Annotated in this window: 15 protein-coding genes and 1 pseudogene; 14 read left to right on the forward strand and 2 right to left on the reverse strand. The window is 56.9% G+C overall.

Annotation, left to right across the window (positions count from 1 at the left end; genetic code table 11):
• Positions 1–19 precede the first annotated feature (19 nt).
• Positions 20–1,423 (reverse strand): aminodeoxychorismate synthase component I, encoded by a 1,404-nt coding sequence (gene pabB / locus A3OI_RS0118265; RefSeq protein ID WP_018405648.1) that lies wholly within the window; start codon positions 1,421–1,423, stop codon positions 20–22.
• 101 nt (positions 1,424–1,524) lie between these two features.
• Between pabB and A3OI_RS0118270 the strand changes: the two are divergent.
• From A3OI_RS0118270 to A3OI_RS0118315, 10 genes and pseudogenes are all read left to right on the forward strand, one after another.
• A pseudogene (locus A3OI_RS0118270) lies at positions 1,525–1,923 on the forward strand (DUF58 domain-containing protein); the annotation flags it as partial.
• A complete protein-coding gene (locus A3OI_RS0118275; protein WP_018405650.1) occupies positions 1,910–2,680 on the forward strand; it encodes a DUF4129 domain-containing transglutaminase family protein in 771 nt (256 codons plus the stop codon). The pseudogene A3OI_RS0118270 and the gene A3OI_RS0118275, both read left to right, overlap by 14 nt.
• A 41-nt stretch (positions 2,681–2,721) precedes the next feature.
• A complete protein-coding gene (locus A3OI_RS0118280; RefSeq protein WP_018405651.1) occupies positions 2,722–3,744 on the forward strand; it encodes a DNA polymerase III subunit delta' in 1,023 nt (340 codons plus the stop codon).
• Positions 3,745–3,891: 147 nt separating this feature from the next.
• Entirely contained in the window at positions 3,892–4,242 is a 351-nt protein-coding gene (locus A3OI_RS0118285) for a PilZ domain-containing protein (protein WP_018405652.1), read from the forward strand.
• A gap of 8 nt (positions 4,243–4,250) precedes the next feature.
• A complete protein-coding gene (locus A3OI_RS0118290; protein WP_018405653.1) occupies positions 4,251–5,171 on the forward strand; it encodes an alpha/beta hydrolase in 921 nt (306 codons plus the stop codon).
• Positions 5,172–5,239: 68 nt separating this feature from the next.
• The gene (locus A3OI_RS0118295; RefSeq protein WP_018405654.1) at positions 5,240–6,103 is read left to right on the forward strand and encodes a DUF4892 domain-containing protein; all 864 of its coding nucleotides are present in this window, start codon (positions 5,240–5,242) and stop codon (positions 6,101–6,103) included.
• A 4-nt stretch (positions 6,104–6,107) separates the two neighbouring features.
• On the forward strand, positions 6,108–7,373 hold the full coding sequence (locus A3OI_RS0118300; RefSeq protein ID WP_018405655.1) for a patatin-like phospholipase family protein: 1,266 nt from the start codon (positions 6,108–6,110) through the stop codon (positions 7,371–7,373).
• 69 nt (positions 7,374–7,442) lie between these two features.
• Entirely contained in the window at positions 7,443–8,345 is a 903-nt protein-coding gene (prmB, locus tag A3OI_RS0118305) for a 50S ribosomal protein L3 N(5)-glutamine methyltransferase (protein WP_018405656.1), read from the forward strand.
• Between the two features lie 47 nt (positions 8,346–8,392).
• Positions 8,393–9,487 (forward strand): chorismate synthase, encoded by a 1,095-nt coding sequence (gene aroC / locus A3OI_RS0118310; protein ID WP_018405657.1) that lies wholly within the window; start codon positions 8,393–8,395, stop codon positions 9,485–9,487.
• A gap of 132 nt (positions 9,488–9,619) precedes the next feature.
• Positions 9,620–10,792 carry an MFS transporter gene (locus A3OI_RS0118315; RefSeq protein WP_018405658.1) on the forward strand — a complete coding sequence of 391 codons (1,173 nt, stop codon included), beginning with the start codon at positions 9,620–9,622 and terminating at the stop codon, positions 10,790–10,792.
• Here the strand turns inward: A3OI_RS0118315 and A3OI_RS0118320 are convergent.
• A complete protein-coding gene (locus tag A3OI_RS0118320) occupies positions 10,766–11,695 on the reverse strand; it encodes a LysR family transcriptional regulator (protein ID WP_018405659.1) in 930 nt (309 codons plus the stop codon). The genes A3OI_RS0118315 and A3OI_RS0118320 overlap by 27 nt on opposite strands.
• A 221-nt stretch (positions 11,696–11,916) precedes the next feature.
• On the opposite strand from A3OI_RS0118320, the gene leuC reads away from it, so the two are divergent.
• From leuC to asd, 4 genes are all read left to right on the forward strand, one after another.
• Positions 11,917–13,335, forward strand: a complete 1,419-nt coding sequence (leuC, locus tag A3OI_RS0118325; RefSeq protein ID WP_018405660.1) for a 3-isopropylmalate dehydratase large subunit — start codon at positions 11,917–11,919, stop codon at positions 13,333–13,335.
• A 19-nt stretch (positions 13,336–13,354) separates the two neighbouring features.
• Positions 13,355–14,002 carry a 3-isopropylmalate dehydratase small subunit gene (gene leuD, locus A3OI_RS0118330; RefSeq protein ID WP_018405661.1) on the forward strand — a complete coding sequence of 216 codons (648 nt, stop codon included), beginning with the start codon at positions 13,355–13,357 and terminating at the stop codon, positions 14,000–14,002.
• Between the two features lie 45 nt (positions 14,003–14,047).
• Positions 14,048–15,121, forward strand: coding sequence for a 3-isopropylmalate dehydrogenase (leuB, locus tag A3OI_RS0118335; protein ID WP_018405662.1), 1,074 nt, complete (start codon positions 14,048–14,050; stop codon positions 15,119–15,121).
• 63 nt (positions 15,122–15,184) lie between these two features.
• Positions 15,185–16,300, forward strand: a complete 1,116-nt coding sequence (gene asd, locus A3OI_RS0118340) for an aspartate-semialdehyde dehydrogenase (RefSeq protein WP_018405663.1) — start codon at positions 15,185–15,187, stop codon at positions 16,298–16,300.
• Positions 16,301–16,555 lie beyond the last annotated feature (255 nt).

Consider the following 16,555-nt stretch of genomic DNA (forward strand, 5'->3'; position numbering starts at 1 on the left):
TAACCTATATACCTCTTACCTATAGTCCGCCTGCTTTTTCCAGGCAGTCCATCAGCGGTTTTACCTTGGTCAGGGTTTCCTGATATTCGCTCTCGGCTTCTGAATCCGTGACTATGCCGCCGCCGCCCCAGCAATGAATGGCGCCGGTGTTGTCGCACACCAAGGTGCGAATGGCGATGCTGCTGTCTAGCTGGCCGTCGAAGTTGCGATGGAATACTGAGCCGCAGTAAGGGCCGCGCCAGTGCGGCTCCAGTTCCTGAATAATTTCCATGGCGCGAATTTTTGGCGCGCCGGTAATCGAACCACCTGGAAAAGCATCGAAAAACGCCCGCAGCGGTGATACACCGGGCGCCAGTGTTGCGCGAATGTGGCTTACCAAGTGGTGTACATTGCGATAAGACTCCAGCGCAAACAGTTTATCCACACGCACAGACCCGGTAGCCGCGTTCAGGCCCAGATCGTTGCGCAGCAGATCCACAATCATCAGATTTTCTGCCCGGTCTTTTTCTGAATCCATCAATTCCTGCGCCAGGGCGCGATCCTGCTCGGCATCTTTGCCCCGTGGCCGTGTGCCTTTGATAGGGCTTGTGCGCACGGTATCGCCGCTGATCTGAAGAAAACGCTCCGGCGAGGCCGATACAATGGCCTGGTCGCCAAGCCGCAGAAAGGCGCCGTAGGGCGTAGGGTGCGCGCTGGCAAGCGCCTGATAGGCGCGCCAGGGGTCGCCCCGGTAATGCCCGCTGAACTGCTGGGACAAATTGGCCTGATAGCAGTCGCCCGCCAGAATGTACTCTTTCACCCGTTCAACGCCGGCCATGAAATCTGCCGCTGATTGCCGTGGCGCAAAGGCTTGGGTCATGCGCCAGTGTTGTTCGGGCAGGGGCGAAGCTGCGTCTTCTTGTTGCCAGTCCGCAAGTTGCGCCCGAGTTGCCGTTGCGCACCGCGGATGAATCCACAGGTAATATTGTCCGCTTTGCCGATCGCAGCTCGCCATCCACAGGTACAAACCGGCTTGCATGGCGGGCAATGGATTGAGGTCGGCGCTGGGTGAAGTAGCTGTTGCCGTATTCGTCGGAGCTTTCAAATGCCGATACCCCAACTCGTAACTGGCAAAACCCAGCCAGCCGCCATTCAGCCAGGGTGTCGTTTGCGACGCCGGCTCGTTAACCTGCGAATGCTGACTTTCCATCTGCGCCAGCTGCTTTTCCATAAAGTGCGCGGTGCGGGCCAGCGCAGCTTTATCGGCGTATACATCGCTGCCTGCTAGCGCTACGGTCTCGGCTGCCAGTGCAGTGAAACCAAAGCGTTCACCGCGGCCAGCTTCCGCCCCGGGAGCACCCAGGCAGATAAAGTCGCTGCACTGGCTGGCATGGGCCTGAAGCCGGGCAAATTGATCAGCGCTGATGGGTGTAGCCGCTATCAAAGGGAAAACCTCTCGTATTCTTTTGAAGGGAAATTTATTCGACGATTTGTCTATACGCTGGCGATTCGCGAAAGGCTGTTACGTATACTGGATTTATGACAATGAAGAAACCGACAATCGATGGTTTTTGGCAGCGCTGGGTGAATCGACGCCTGCCCAGATCTGACTGCCAGACGTTCAGCCAGAAAAATCTGTTTATTCTGCCTACCGGTGCCGGCGTGATGTTCGGTGCACTTCTACTGATTATGCTGATTACCGGCATCAACTATCAAAACAGTCTGATTTATATGCTGACCTTTGTACTTGGCGGAGTGTTTGTGGGCGCCATGCACCAGACCCACCGTAATCTGGCAGGTTTGACTCTGGCTCTAAGCCGGGCGGGAGAGGCCGTTGCCGGTGACACAGTGCCGTTCAGCTTGCGCCTGACCGCTGGTAAAGACGACGCCATTGCAGTGCAGGTTAGCAGCCGGTATTCCGGCGCGGGTGGTGGTTGGGTATCAGGGCGGTGAATCGGGGGCTGGCGACGAATACCTGATTGTGCGTCAGTACGACGCCCACGCCTGGGTAGAGGGCTGGTTTGAGGGTGCGGGTTGGATTCGGCTTGACCCGACCGCGGCGATTGCGCCGTCGCGCATTGAATCCGGCCTGCGCGAGGCGATGGCAGAAGAAGGTTCGTTTCTGGAAAACAGCTGGATGTCGCCGCAAAAGTACGGCAACTTGCCGCTGCTTACTTGGGACAGCCTGCAGCTGGATCGCATCAATTATCAGTGGCAACGCTGGGTGGTAGGGTATCAGGGCCAGAGCCAGATGGACCTGCTGTCGCGCTTGCCCGGTGGCCTTACCATGCGCGACCTGGGTTATATTAGCGCCGGCACTGTGGCGGCCGCACTGCTGTTGGCCGGGTTGATCAGTGCCTGGCGCGGCCGGCAGGGCGGTCGCCATACCGGCGTGGCGCGTCAACTTAAGCGTTGGCAAAGGTTTTGCGAAGGTGTTGGTGTACCCGTACGCCAGGGTGAAACGCCCCTGGGACTGGCTGAACGGCTGGCACGGGCGGAACCGGCGCTGGCGGATTCTGCCAGAGTTTTTGCCGGTGTGGTCAATACTCATTACTATAGTCGCCAAACGGTTGATGCAGTTGCGCAGCCGGCGTCGGATATCCGCCTTCTGCGGCGCTTGCTGGCCCGTATGAAACGGCAGCGCCGGCAGGCGGGCGCGGGTTCAGGCGGGTCTCCCGCTCAATCGAGCGAATCATTCTAAGCGAGCAGCGAGGCAAAGGATTGATACACCAGGACACCGATATGGCGACCGATATGCCCTGGCTGGCAAAAGCCTGGCACAGCGTGCAGAAACAGCTGGCGGAGTCGCGGCTGCCCCACGCACTGATTATTAATGGCGAGCGCGGTGTTGGTAAACGTGCCTGGGCCGATGCGGTTGCCGGTTTGTTGCTGTGTGATCAGCTGCAAACCGACCCGCAGGGAATGCCACAAGCCTGTGGCCACTGCAAACAGTGCGAATTGAAACGTGCCGGCAGCCATCCCGATGTGCGGGTATACGCCCCTGAAAAATCGCGCATGGTGCGCATTGTTCAAATCAGGGAATTGATTACTTTTGCTTCTGCGTCACCTCAGGTGGGTCATCGTAAAATCGCGATTATTGATCGCGCCGACCAGCTCAATATTAACGCCGCCAATGCGTTGCTGAAAACCCTGGAAGAACCCAGCGGTGATACCGTGCTGTTGCTGTTACAGGAAAGTGGCCGGCCGTTGTTGCCGACGATTCGCTCGCGCTGTCAGACTCATACGTTGCCGGTACCCGTGGCAGCTGACGCCGAACGCTGGCTGGTGGGCCAACTGGCCCTGCTACCACCTGAAAAGCAGCCGGAAAGCACTTCCGTGGCGAAAGCGTTGATGTTGGCTGGCAATGCCCCGAGGCTGGCTTTGGATTATCTGAACAGCGGCTTTATAGCGCTGCACGACGCGGCTTTTTGCGGTTTTCGCGATTTTATGAAAAACCAGATGACCCTGGCCGATGCTGCCAAAGCCTTCAAAGTCCTGGGGCTGGATGTAACCCTGGGGCTGTTTGAAGGCTGGGCGGCAGACCTGGCCCGCCTGAGCGCCGGGGGTGAGCCGGCGCACCATGAAGCCGCGGATATGCTGCGCTTCCTGGCCGGCTGCAATCCGCCCTGGCGCGCCCATGAATTGCTGGGCGCGGTGCGTGAAGGGCGTGAAGCCGTTGTATACAATGCCAGCCCGGAGCTGGAAGCCAGCCGGCTGCTGCTGGCGTGGCAACAACTGATGCCAAAACGCCAGCGTGCCGGCTGAGATAGCCGCGCAGGCTAATGTTGATTGAAGAGCCGGCAAATACCCGCATCGGTCTCGCTACTGTTATGATTAACCAAACTTTATTGATACGTTTACCGAAACGTTTATTGAACCATTTATTGACACACCACAGATAAGGTATTTGTTATGGGGTCCGGATTCGGAAATCGCAGTGGCATATTAACCCTGACCATTAAAGACAAAGCAGTGCTCTACGCTGCGTATATGCCTTATATCCGCCAGGGTGGCCTGTTTATTCCCACCCAAAAGCAGTACCAGCTTGGTAACGAGGTGTTTTTGCTGCTCAATCTGATGGACGAACCGGAGAAGTTGCCGGTGTCTGGCAAGGTTATCTGGATTACACCAAAAGGCGCACAAGGGAACCGCGCGGCCGGTATTGGCGTACAGTTCAGTGATGACGCTGAATTGGCCAGAACCAAAATCGAGTCGTATTTGGCGGGTTCGCTGAATTCTGACCGCCCCACCCATACACTCTGAGGTACCCGATGACCGAAGTTGCTGCCGCGTTGGCGGATACAGGCACAGAATTTGCCGCCGGGCGGGAAGCTCTCTGGCCACTGGAACACATCACGCTGGCGGGTTTGAGCTGGCCTGCACAGCCCGAAACCGCGAACCTGCGGCCAATGTTGTTGCTGCACGGCTGGCTTGATAACAGCGATACGTTTACCCATCTGGCACCGGAGCTGACCCGTCTTGGCGACGTGTACGCGTTTGATTTTGCAGGCCACGGCCGTTCCGGCCATCGCCCGCCGGGGCAACATTATGTGTTGATGGATTACGTAGCGGATCTTGCCGAACTGATCGAACTTCACTTTGACGCTGACAAGACTCCGTTGGACTTGGCTGGGCACTCCCTTGGCGGCATTGTTGCGGCGCTTTACGCTGCGGCATTCCCCGAGCGGGTGCGCAAACTGGTGCTGATTGACAGCCTGGGTGCGCTCAGCCGTCACGAACACGAAGTGATTCCCCAGTTGCGCCGTTCCATCAGCAAACGCCTGGCGGGCTCTAGCAAGCCGGCGTTGTATCCGGACCTGGCGACAGCGGCGAAGGTACGGGCCGGCGGCCTGAGTCCTTTGAGCCCGGAAGCTGCTCTGGTCCTTATACCTCGTAATATGCAAAAAGTGGAAAGCGGTTGGTTGTGGCGCACCGATGCGCGGTTGCGGCACCCCTCGGCGCTGATGCCGTCAGAACAGCAGGTGCTGGCGTCTTTAGCGGCGCTGAGCACGCCAACGTTATTTGTGCGGGCGCAATCCGGATTGTTAGCAGACAACGCCGACACTACCCAAATCCGCGCCCAAGTGATTAAAGATTTCCAGCAGGTTGATGTTCCCGGCGGCCACCACTGTCATCTGGATGGCGATACCCGTCCGGTGACCGAGGCTGTTAAACGATTTTTGAATCAATAGGTGATGCTGTGTTGCATAGTCAATGTGCGAAAAATTTTGTTATTGGAGCTACGTTAACACTTGGAGCGATGCTCGCTGTTGCCAGCAAACAGGCACTGGCTGCATTTCCGGAGACAACTCCAGAGCCGTTTCCTTTGTCACAACTGGAAGAAACCCGGCCGTTGGAGTCGGGCGGGCATCTTGTTCTGTTCAGCCCGGTGCGGGAGATTAACAGTGAAATTCGGTCCGATGTGATGGCGCGGCTGCCGGTATCCGGTAATAGCCTGCTGTACCGTATTAACAACGACGCCAGTCGGGTGGGCGCGTTGAACCACTATCGCCAGACGATGCTGGATTCCGGCGCTAACATATTGTTCGAATGTACAGGCGTGCGTTGCGGTCGCAGCAACGTGTGGGCCAATCAGATTTTTGACAAATCCATGCTGCTTGGCCGCGACACTGCACAGGATTACCTGGTGGCGGGCACTGTCAGTGAAGACGGCCAGCGCTGGCTAACCCTGGTATACACGGTTACCCGCGGTAACCTGAGCGAATACGTATGGGTAGAGCACTTCGAGGTTGGCCAAGGCGCGGTGGTGCCGGGCCTGGGATCTCTGGAAAGTCGCATTCGCGGGCCTTTGACGGTGGCCTGGCAAGACGGCTTCATTGTGCGCTTTGACTGGCAATCACGTGACCGCCGCATGTTACGGGACTGGGCCGATGCCGACGGCAGCACCGTGATGCTGATCACCTACTCGGAACTGGAAGGCAGTGAGCCGCTGGAAGACGCCATGGCCCGCGCACGCACGGCCGGTGAGTCAATGTCTGATTTGCTGGTGCAAACCGGCATTGAGAAGGATCGCCAGCAGTTAGTAGTGGTGGGCCCGAGCATTATTCAGTCAGATCCGAAGCGCAAAGGCAATCGTGTGGAAATTGTGGTGATTTCAAGGTGATGTCATGACATCTAAAGACGATGAAAAGGCTGTTGCAGCTGCTGGCAAAAGCCTGGCGGCAGGTCCCGCGAAAACCGCTGCGAGCAGCAGTTCCGGGGTGGTCGAAAGCGGCGGCCTGGCTTCTGCCGGTGCGCCGGAAACCGGCAAAGACAAAAAGTCGGCGTCTCGGCAAAAGCGCGCTACCGTAGCGCTCGCCCTGGGCAGCGGCGGAGCCCGCGGCTATGCCCATATTGGCGCTATTGAAGTGCTTAACGAGCGCGGTTATGAAATTATTGCTATATCCGGTTGCTCTATGGGAGCGCTGGTGGGCGGCATGTACGCCGCGGGAAAACTGCAGCAGTACAAAGACTGGGTAACGGGGTTAGGGCAGTTCGATGTGCTAAGGCTGCTGGACGTAACCTTCAGCGCGGTGGGCGCTATTCGCGGTGACAAAATCTTTTCGATCGTAAGCGACATTTTAGGAGATACTCGCATAGAAGACCTGCCCATTGCGTTTACCTCGGTAGCCACAGACCTGCTGGGCCATAAAGAAATCTGGTTTCAGGAAGGCCCTCTGGACCAGGCTATACGCGCATCGGTGGCTATTCCCGGTGTGGTTACGCCGCTGGTTCTGAACGGCCGGGTGCTGGTCGATGGCTCCACCCTGAACCCGCTGCCGATCATTCCGACCATTTCGGCCCACGCCGACCTGATTGTTGCGGTGAACCTGGCGGGTGAAGACGACCGCCGCCAGCGCCTGTCGGATGCGGCGTTTACCAGCCTGGACGACGATAACGACAGTGAAGAGTGGATGAGCGCCATGCGCGAAAAAGCGTCGCGCTGGTTTGACTGGGACACGTTGAAAGGGTTGGCCGGCGGCAAAGTCGACGGTGAGCCTGCGGAAGATAAAATCAGCCGCGAAGTGCAAAAGCAGAACGCCAAAAAACAGCGAAAGCAGGCCGGAGAAGAAGCGGTACAAAGCCCGAAATCGCCCGAGCCGACAAGCACCAGCAAAGCTCAGGACGAAGGCCAGACCATTAACTGGGAAAAGCTGGGTATTGGTAAGTTCGAGGTGATGAACCTGGCCATTGAAACCATGCAGAGCGTGCTGGTGCAGTACAAAATTGCCGGCTACCCGCCTGATCTGTTGGTGAATATTCCGAAGAACGTATGCCGCAGCTACGATTTCCACAAAGCACCAGAGCTGATTCAGCTTGGTCGTGAGCGCATGGCAGCGGCTTTGGACCGCTATGAGCAAGACCACAGCAGCTCAGGCCCGTTGGCGGTTTAGGCCGCGCGCAAGACAGCTAAAACACGTATACTGTGCGCCCATTTTCCGTTCAGACAGGACTCTTTTGCCGTGACCAGCCCCGTTGATGATTTGGCCACCGTACGCGACTTTTTGCGCTACGCCTGTTCCCGTTTTGCCAAGTCGCCGCTGTACTTTGGCCATGGCACCGACAACGTTTGGGACGAAGCGGTACAGCTGGTTATGCGCAGCCTGCATTTGCCGCTGGAAAACAATAACCTGTTTCTGGATGCGCGCCTGGTGCGCGAAGAGCGCGAGCTGATTCTGGAGCGCATGGAGCGCCGGGTAGAAGAGCAGGTTCCGCTGGCCTATCTGTTGGGCGAAGCTTGGTTTATGGGGCTGCCATTTAACGTAGACCCACGGGTGCTGGTGCCGCGTTCACCGCTGGCAGAGCTGCTGGAAAATGGCTTGCAGCCCTGGCTGGGCGACGTTTATGTTGAGCGTATTCTGGATTTGTGTACCGGCAGCGGCTGCATTGGTATTGCCGCCGCCACGGTGTTTGAAGACGCCGAGGTGGACCTGGCGGATATTTCTACTGACGCGCTGGCGGTGGCCGATTCCAATATTACAATGTACCAACTGGGTGAGCGGGTGCGCACCGTGCAATCGGATGTGTTCAGCAATCTGAATGAACGTTACGATGTGATTCTGAGCAACCCGCCCTATGTGAATGCGCAGGACCTGGCCAGCATGCCTGCGGAGTTTAGCCATGAGCCGGTATTGGGTCTGGCGGCCGGTGATGACGGCCTGGAGATTGCCCATCGCATATTGGCCGGAGCCGCCGAGCGGTTGACCGAAAACGGTTTGTTGATTGTGGAAGTGGGTAACAGCTGGCCCGAGCTGGACGCGGCCTATCCACAGCTGCCGCTGACCTGGCTGGAGTTTGAAAACGGTGGCGACGGGGTGCTCGCTATTGTCGCTAAAGATTTGCGTAAATACTTGGCGAATAGCTGATAAAATCGTTACAACCTTCTTATAACAACTGGATAAGATACTGAATTATGTCTGGAAACACATTTGGCAAACTGTTCACGGTGACCACGTTTGGTGAAAGCCACGGGGCCGCTCTGGGGTGTGTAATTGATGGCTGTCCGCCGGGGCTCGAGCTGTCTGAAGAAGACATGCAGTACGATCTTGATCGCCGTAAACCGGGCACGTCGCGCTACACCACCCAGCGCCGCGAAGCCGATGAAGTGCGCATTCTTTCCGGTGTGTTTGAAGGTCGCACCACCGGCACGTCCATTGGTCTGCTGATTGAAAATACCGATCAGCGCTCCAAAGATTATTCAAAAATTGCCACCCAGTTTCGCCCGGCCCACGCTGATTACACCTATCACCACAAATTCGGTGAGCGGGATCATCGCGGTGGCGGACGCTCTTCGGCCCGCGAGACCGCCATGCGTGTGGCCGCTGGCGCCGTAGCACGCAAATTCCTGCTGCGGCGCCTCGGCATTACTGTGCGTGGCTACCTGAGCCAATTAGGCCCGATAAAAGCCGAAACCCTGGATTGGGAGCAAGTACACCAGAATCCGTTTTTCTGCCCGGACGCCAGCAAAGTGCCGGAAATGGAAGCCTACATGAAAGCGTTGGTTAAAGAGGGCAACTCGATTGGCGCCCGTATTAACGTGGTGGCCGAAGGCGTACCACCGGGGCTGGGCGAGCCGGTGTTTGATCGGCTAGACGCAGACCTTACCCATGCTTTAATGAGTATTAACGCCGTAAAAGGCGTTGAAATTGGTGCCGGTTTTGGCTGTATTGACCAAAAAGGGACTCAGCACCGTGATGAAATGACGCCGGAAGGGTTTTTGTCGAATCAAGCCGGTGGCATTCTGGGGGGCATTTCCTCTGGCCAGCCCATTCTGGCCAGTATCGCACTCAAGCCGACCTCCAGCCTGCGCTTGCCGGGCCGGAGTATTGATGTCGACGGCAACCCGGTCGAGATTATCACCACCGGCCGCCACGACCCCTGCGTGGGCATTCGCGCGACGCCCATCGCCGAGGCGATGATGGCGATTGTGCTGTTGGACCATTATTTGCGCCATCGCGGCCAGAACGCTGATGTGCGGGTAACCACGCCGGTGCTGCCCCAGCTTTGATGCTCCTGCTAAAAGGAATTGGCGAAAGACACCAGGGACGGATTTGCACCAGGGACGGATTTCAAATCCGTCCCTACTGGCTTAAAAATGGTACTGAAAGGTAACGGCGCGAATTAAAGGTAAGGGGTAACAGTGACGCACTGGCGCCTGTCGAATTTGTATTTCTGGTTCTTCGCCCTGTTGGGCGGGATGCTGCCTTACTGGTCGCTTTACCTTGAAGGCCGCGGTTTTTCCTATCTGCAAATCGCCAGTTTGATGGCAACCATCCAGCTTACCAAGATTGTGGCCCCCAGCGTGTGGGGCCATTTGGGCGACCGCACCGGGCAAAGGGTGCGGCTGGTCCGCTTCGGTACGATCACCGGTTCCCTGTGTTTTGCTGGCGTGTTTCTAGAGCCGGGCTTTACCGGCCTGCTGCTGGTGATGCTGGCGTTCACTTTTTTCTGGAACGCCGTGCTGCCCCTTTACGAAGTCATCACTCTGCAGGTTCTGGGTGCACAGCGGGACCAATACGGCAAAATCCGCTTGTGGGGTTCGGTGGGCTTTATTGCCGCCGTGGCGTTGATTGGCGTACTGCTGGAATGGGTGGATATCCGCTATTTGCCGATGCTGTTGATTCCGCTGTTTGCCGGCATTGCGGTGTCGGCCTGGATGCTGCCTGTTGAAAAAATCATTCGCAGCCAGAAGTCTCCGCGGGGCAGCCTGAAGGCCATTCTGACCCATCCTGCGGTGATTGCGTTTTTTGTGATGAACTTTTTACTGCAAGTGGCCCACGGCTCTTACTACACGTTTTTCAGTATTCACCTGCAGCTGCACGATTACGGCAAGCTGGCTATTGGCCTGTTGTGGTCGCTGGGCGTTATCGCCGAAATTGTCCTGTTTATGGTGATGCATCGCCTGGGCGCGCGTTTCAGCGTGCGCCACATTGTGCTGGCGGCCTTGCTGCTAAGCCTGCTGCGCTGGTTGCTGATTGCGGAAATGGCGTCGGTGCTGCCGGTGCTGATATTTGCCCAGCTGTTGCATGCGGCATCTTACGGCGCGTTACACGCGGTGTCGGTGCAGTACATTCAAGGCTTTTTTGGCCGCCATCATCACGGCCAGGGGCAGGCACTTTATAGCGGGTTAACGTTTGGTGCCGGTGGGGCTTTGGGTGCCTGGGGTGCGGGGTTCCTGGTAGACGGTATTGACACCTCCGCGGCCTTCCTGGGCAGCGCGGTTGTCACCGCCCTGGCGTTCGCCGCAGCCTGGCGCGGTTTGCGACCACCGCCTCCGCCGCCTGAGCTAGAGGAAAGTAGGGGACAGATTTGAAATCTGTCCCCGCTTTAGCGGGTCACTACGCCGGGCTTTTTCCTGTTGTTCCACAATCGCCAGCAGAGCCTGGGCGGCACCGCTCAAGTCTCTGCCTGACAGGCCAATAGCCCCCATCAGCCGCGCCACTGAATGTGCTACCGGCAGTACCCGCAGGCTGCTGTCCAGCATGCGCACCGGCAATACGCTCCAGCCAAGACCCACACTGGTCATCATTTTCAGGGTTTCGAGGTAGTTTGTGGGCATCTGCGAGCTTAACGGCAGGTTGACCTCCATAAACAGCCGGCTGACCAACCGATACGTTCCCGTACTGGTGTCTGGCAATAGCGCAGCGTGGCCAGACAAGTCCGCCAGAGTAGGCTGTTCTAGCGCTCCCAGCGGATGCTCCGGCCCGACCACAAACGCCATGGGGTCTGGCCACTGGGCGTACACCTTAAAGTTCGGGTCGATACCATCGCTCAGGGTAACAAAGGCCAGTTCGGCGCCGCGTTTGCGCATCTGGGCGTAGGCGGCGTCTGATTCCATAAATTGAAGATCAAGGGTGACCTGCGGATAATCGCGCTTGAAGCGCCGCAGCCAGCTTGGCAGGTGGTGCAGGCCAATGTGGTGACTGGCAATAATCTGTAGCTCGCCGGCCACTTCGCGGGTGCTTGGCGACAGGGCAATGCGGGCGTTGTGAATTTCATCCAGAATCCGCCTGGCGTGGGGCAGCAGCCGTGCGCCGGCGTCGGTCAGTTTGAGCTGGCGTTGGCTGCGATCAACCAGCTCGGCGCCGAGCTGGGCTTCCAGAGCGGCCAGCCGCTTGCTGATGGCAGGCTGGGTAATGTGCAGCTGCTCTGCGGCTTCAGAGAACGAGCCCTGGTCAACAATGGCCAGAAAAGCGCGCAATGTGTTGGAATCCATAGCTACCATGTCCGCTGTCGAATAAAAGTGCTTTTTCCAGCACCCTGAAGCGTTTCATTCTATTCGATAGTATTCCAGACAGGAATACTATGCATAAAAACATGAATTGAGGTTATTGGTCAGGCACTTTAGACTGTTCACACAATCAGAACTCTAAAGGGCGCAGCCGTATTAACGGTGATGAGCTTTTTTAAAAACCCCAAAACGATGAGAGAGCGATCATGGCGGGTAAAACCTTATACGACAAACTGTGGGACGATCATCTGGTAAAACAGCGTGATGACGGCTCTGCGCTTATTTACATTGACCGCCACCTGCTGCACGAAGTGACGTCGCCGCAGGCGTTTGAAGGTCTGCGCCTGGCCAACCGAAAGCCCTGGCGGATTGATGCCAATCTGGCAACGCCCGACCATAACGTGCCCACCACTGACCGCACCATGGGAATCGACGGCATTGTAGACCCGGTATCGCGCATTCAGGTGGAAACCCTGGATAGCAACTGCGACGAGTTCGGCATTCTTGAATTCAAGATTAAAGACCAACGCCAGGGCATAGTGCACGTGATCGGGCCCGAGCAGGGTGCAACCTTGCCCGGTATGACCATTGTCTGCGGTGATTCCCATACCTCGACCCACGGCGCTTTTGGCTGCCTGGCCCACGGTATTGGCACCTCGGAAGTGGAACACGTGCTGGCTACCCAGTGCCTGGTGCAGCAGAAAATAAAAAATATGCTGGTGAAAGTGAATGGCCAGTTGGGTAAAGGCGTAACCGCCAAAGACGCAGTGCTGGCGATTATTGGCAAAATTGGTACCGCTGGCGGTTCCGGGCATGCTATCGAGTTTGGCGGCGAAGCCATACAAAGCCTGAGCATGGAAGGCCGGATGACGGTGTGCAATATGGCAATTGAAGCCGGCGCCCGCGTTGGTATGGTGGCGGTAGACGGCACCACTATCGATTACGTCAAGGGTCGGCCGTTTTCACCCAAGGGTGAAGCCTGGAATGCAGCCGTTGCTCATTGGCGCACCTTGCACAGTGACCCGAGCGCCGAATTCGACAAAGTGGTTGAGCTTGAGGGCGCGGATATTCAGCCTCAGGTGAGCTGGGGCACATCCCCGGAAATGGTGGCAAACGTGGCCGGCCAGGTGCCAGACCCGGCGAAAGAAACCGACTTGATAAAACGGGAAGGGCTTGAACGTGCGCTGAAATACATGGGTCTGCTGCCCAATCAGTTGATCACCGACATCAAGCTGGACCGGATATTTATTGGTTCCTGTACCAACAGCCGGATTGAAGACCTGCGCAAGGCGGCGCTGGTGGTTAAAGGCCGCAAGGTGGCGGGTAGTTTGAAGCAGGCCATGGTAGTGCCGGGCTCGGGTTTGGTTAAGTTGCAGGCCGAAGCCGAAGGGCTGGACAAGATTTTCCTGGAAGCGGGCCTGGAATGGCGTGATCCGGGTTGCTCCATGTGCCTGGCCATGAACGCCGATAAATTGGGGCAGGGCGAGCATTGTGCGTCTACCTCTAACCGTAACTTTGAGGGGCGTCAGGGTTTTGGTGGGCGTACCCACCTGGTTAGCCCGGCCATGGCAGCGGCGGCAGCGATTGCCGGCCATTTTGTTGACGTTCGTGAAATGCTGAACTGAGCCACAGGAGACAATCACCATGCGCGCATTTACCCAACACAAGGGCCTGGTAGCCCCCATGGACCGTTCCAATGTGGACACGGACCTGATCATTCCCAAGCAATTTTTGAAGTCCATCAAACGCACCGGCTTCGGCCCCAACCTGTTTGACCCATTGCGTTATCTGGACGAGGGCCAGCCTGGTCAGGACAGTTCCCAACGCCCGTTAAACACGGATTTTGTGCTGAACCAAAAACGCTACAGCGGTGCCAGCGTGCTGCTGGCCCGCACCAATTTTGGTTGCGGTTCCAGCCGTGAACACGCGCCTTGGGCGCTGGAAGATTTCGGCTTTCGGGTGATTGTTGCCCCCAGTTTTGCTGATATTTTTTATAATAACTGCTTTAAGAATGGGCTGTTGCCTGTTGTTCTTGATGAAAAAATAGTTGATCAGCTGTTTATTGAAGCTGAGGCCAGTGAAGGCTATGAACTGACGGTAGACCTTGAGGCCAACACCGTTATTACGCCGTCTGGCGAGTCTTTCAGCTTCGACGTAGACGGCTTCCGTCGCCATTGCCTGCTGAACGGCCTGGACGATATTGGTGTGACTCTGGAAGACGCCGATGTTATTCAGCATTACGAAGATGCGCGCCGCAAAACCGCACCCTGGCTGTTTGGTGCCGGCCAGTAATTTGGCTGTTAAACCAATGTCGAAACCGATATCAAGGAACCTGATATGTCACGAACCATATTACTGCTGCCGGGCGACGGCATTGGCCCTGAAATCATGGGCGAGGCCGAAAAAGTACTGCGCCGGGTGAATGAGTCGTTCAAGCTTGATTTGAGCTTTCAGCACGGCTTGGTTGGCGGTGCTGCGCTGGATGATTCCGACACCCCGCTGCCGGATGAAACCCTGGAGTTGGCCACCAAGGCCGACGCGATTCTGCTGGGCGCCGTTGGCGGCCCGAAGTGGGATGGCCTGCCGATGGCCAAACGCCCGGAAAAAGGTTTGCTGGGCCTGCGTTCCAACCTTGAGCTGTTTGCCAATTTTCGCCCTGCTATTCTTTATCCGCAGCTGGCGTCTGCTTCTTCGCTGAAGCCGGAAGTGGTGTCCGGGCTGGATATCATGATTATCCGTGAGCTGACCGGCGGTATTTACTTCGGCCAGCCTCGCGGTGTGCGGCAACTGGAAAGCGGTGAGCGCCAGGGCTATAACACTTACGCTTATACAGAGACTGAAATTCGCCGTATTGGCCGGGTCGCGTTTGAAACGGCTCAGCAGCGCGGTAAAAAACTGTGCTCGGTCGACAAGGCCAACGTGTTGGAAGTGACCGTGCTGTGGCGTGAGGTCATGAACGAGCTCAAGCTCGAGTATCCGGACGTAGAGCTGTCTCACATGTACGTGGATAACGCCGCGATGCAGCTGGTGCGCGCACCCAAACAGTTTGACGTGATTGTAACCGGCAATTTGTTTGGTGATATTCTTTCTGACGAAGCCGCTATGCTGACAGGCTCCATCGGCATGCTGCCGTCGGCTTCGATGAACTCGGCGAAGCAGGGCATGTACGAGCCTTGCCATGGTTCGGCGCCTGATATTGCCGGCAAAGGCATTGCAAACCCGCTGGCGACCATTCTTAGCGTTGCAATGATGCTACGCTACAGTCTGGACGAAAGCGCCGCCGCAGCAGCCATTGAAGCCGCGGTTGGCAAGGTGCTGGACCAGGGCTTGCGCACAGCGGATATAATGTCGGAAGGCTGCACCCGGGTTTCTACCCGTGAAATGGGTGAAGCGGTACTGTCGCAGCCTTAACATTCACTCCGCCCGGGCCCGCGAATCCGGCCAGGGCAGGTATAAAAAAGGTTTGAAAGTCACATGAAGCGAGTTGGGCTTGTAGGTTGGCGTGGCATGGTGGGTTCTGTCCTCATGCAGCGCATGCGTGAAGAAAACGATTTCGCGGATATCGAACCGGTATTCTTTTCCACGTCGCAAACCGGGCAACCGGCGCCGGATGTGGGCCGCGATGGCATTCTGCCGCTGCAGGACGCCTTCGATATCGACACTCTGAAAACCCTGGACGTGATTTTGACCTGCCAGGGCGGCGACTACACCTCGGCGGTGTATCAGAAACTGCGTGACGCCGGCTGGAACGGCTATTGGATAGACGCTGCGTCTACCCTGCGCATGGTTGACCATTCTGTGATTGTGCTAGACCCGGTTAACCGCAACGTGATTGACGCTGCGCTCGACAAAGGCGTGAAAGATTACATCGGCGGCAACTGCACGGTGAGCCTGATGATGTTGGCCTTGGGCGGTTTGCTGGAGCAGGACTTGATTGAATGGGTATCGCCCATGACGTATCAGGCCGCTTCCGGGTCCGGCGCGCAGAACATGCGCGAGCTGCTGAACCAGATGGGCGAGCTGAACGGCAGCGTTAAAGCCGAGCTGGACAGTCCGTCTTCTGCGATTCTTGAGATTGACCGCAAGGTGACCGACACCATGCGTAGTGACGATTTTCCCACCGAGCACTTTGGCGCGCCTCTGGCAGGCAGCTTGATTCCGTTTATCGACAAGCAACTCGAAAATGGTATGAGCAAGGAAGAGTGGAAAGCCGGTGTTGAAACCAACAAAATTCTGGGTCGCAGCGACAATCCGATTCCTATCGACGGCTTGTGCGTTCGAATCGGTGCGATGCGCTCACACAGCCAGGCGCTGACCATAAAGCTGCGCAAAGATCTTCCTGTTGCCGAAATCGAGAAGATTCTGGCCGCCGGCAACGATTGGGTAAAAGTCATTCCCAACGAGCGCGAGGCCAGCATGCAGGAGCTGACACCGGCAAAAGTAACCGGCACCCTAAGCATTCCGGTGGGCCGTATTCGCAAATTGACCATGGGGCCGGAGTATATTTCTACGTTCACCGTGGGTGATCAACTGTTGTGGGGCGCGGCAGAACCGCTGAGGCGCATGCTGCGAATTCTCCAAAGTCGTTGATTTAATGCCAACTGCGTTCGGTTTCAACTAACCGGTGAGGGGCGAAGGCTGCTTTCAGCCTTCGCCCCTGTTATTTTCAGAACCATAAAAGCCGGTGTCTCCTCAGCGCTCGCAATAACTTAATCTTTGTAGTGGCTGTGTGTTTGCGATCAAGAGTTAGCAAAGTAGCGCAGCAGTGCACTGAAGAACGTTGATTCATTGATAAAATGATGCTTATCAACAATACTTGCCGAGTTGAGGATTAACGTTTCGCCA

The sequence above is a fragment of the Marinobacter gelidimuriae genome, assembly GCF_000372805.1.
Taxonomy (GTDB): domain Bacteria; phylum Pseudomonadota; class Gammaproteobacteria; order Pseudomonadales; family Oleiphilaceae; genus Marinobacter; species Marinobacter gelidimuriae.

Coding starts and splice junctions, on each gene's coding strand:
- A3OI_RS0118285 (WP_018405652.1), top strand. CDS start 3,892: ATGGGGTCCGGATTCGGAAATCGCAGTGGCATATTAACCCTGACCATT.
- asd (WP_018405663.1), top strand. CDS start 15,185: ATGAAGCGAGTTGGGCTTGTAGGTTGGCGTGGCATGGTGGGTTCTGTC.
- leuD (WP_018405661.1), top strand. CDS start 13,355: ATGCGCGCATTTACCCAACACAAGGGCCTGGTAGCCCCCATGGACCGT.
- leuC (WP_018405660.1), top strand. CDS start 11,917: ATGGCGGGTAAAACCTTATACGACAAACTGTGGGACGATCATCTGGTA.
- A3OI_RS0118295 (WP_018405654.1), top strand. CDS start 5,240: ATGCTCGCTGTTGCCAGCAAACAGGCACTGGCTGCATTTCCGGAGACA.
- A3OI_RS0118280 (WP_018405651.1), top strand. CDS start 2,722: ATGGCGACCGATATGCCCTGGCTGGCAAAAGCCTGGCACAGCGTGCAG.
- A3OI_RS0118290 (WP_018405653.1), top strand. CDS start 4,251: ATGACCGAAGTTGCTGCCGCGTTGGCGGATACAGGCACAGAATTTGCC.
- leuB (WP_018405662.1), top strand. CDS start 14,048: ATGTCACGAACCATATTACTGCTGCCGGGCGACGGCATTGGCCCTGAA.
- A3OI_RS0118300 (WP_018405655.1), top strand. CDS start 6,108: ATGACATCTAAAGACGATGAAAAGGCTGTTGCAGCTGCTGGCAAAAGC.
- A3OI_RS0118320 (WP_018405659.1), bottom strand. CDS start 11,695: ATGGATTCCAACACATTGCGCGCTTTTCTGGCCATTGTTGACCAGGGC.
- aroC (WP_018405657.1), top strand. CDS start 8,393: ATGTCTGGAAACACATTTGGCAAACTGTTCACGGTGACCACGTTTGGT.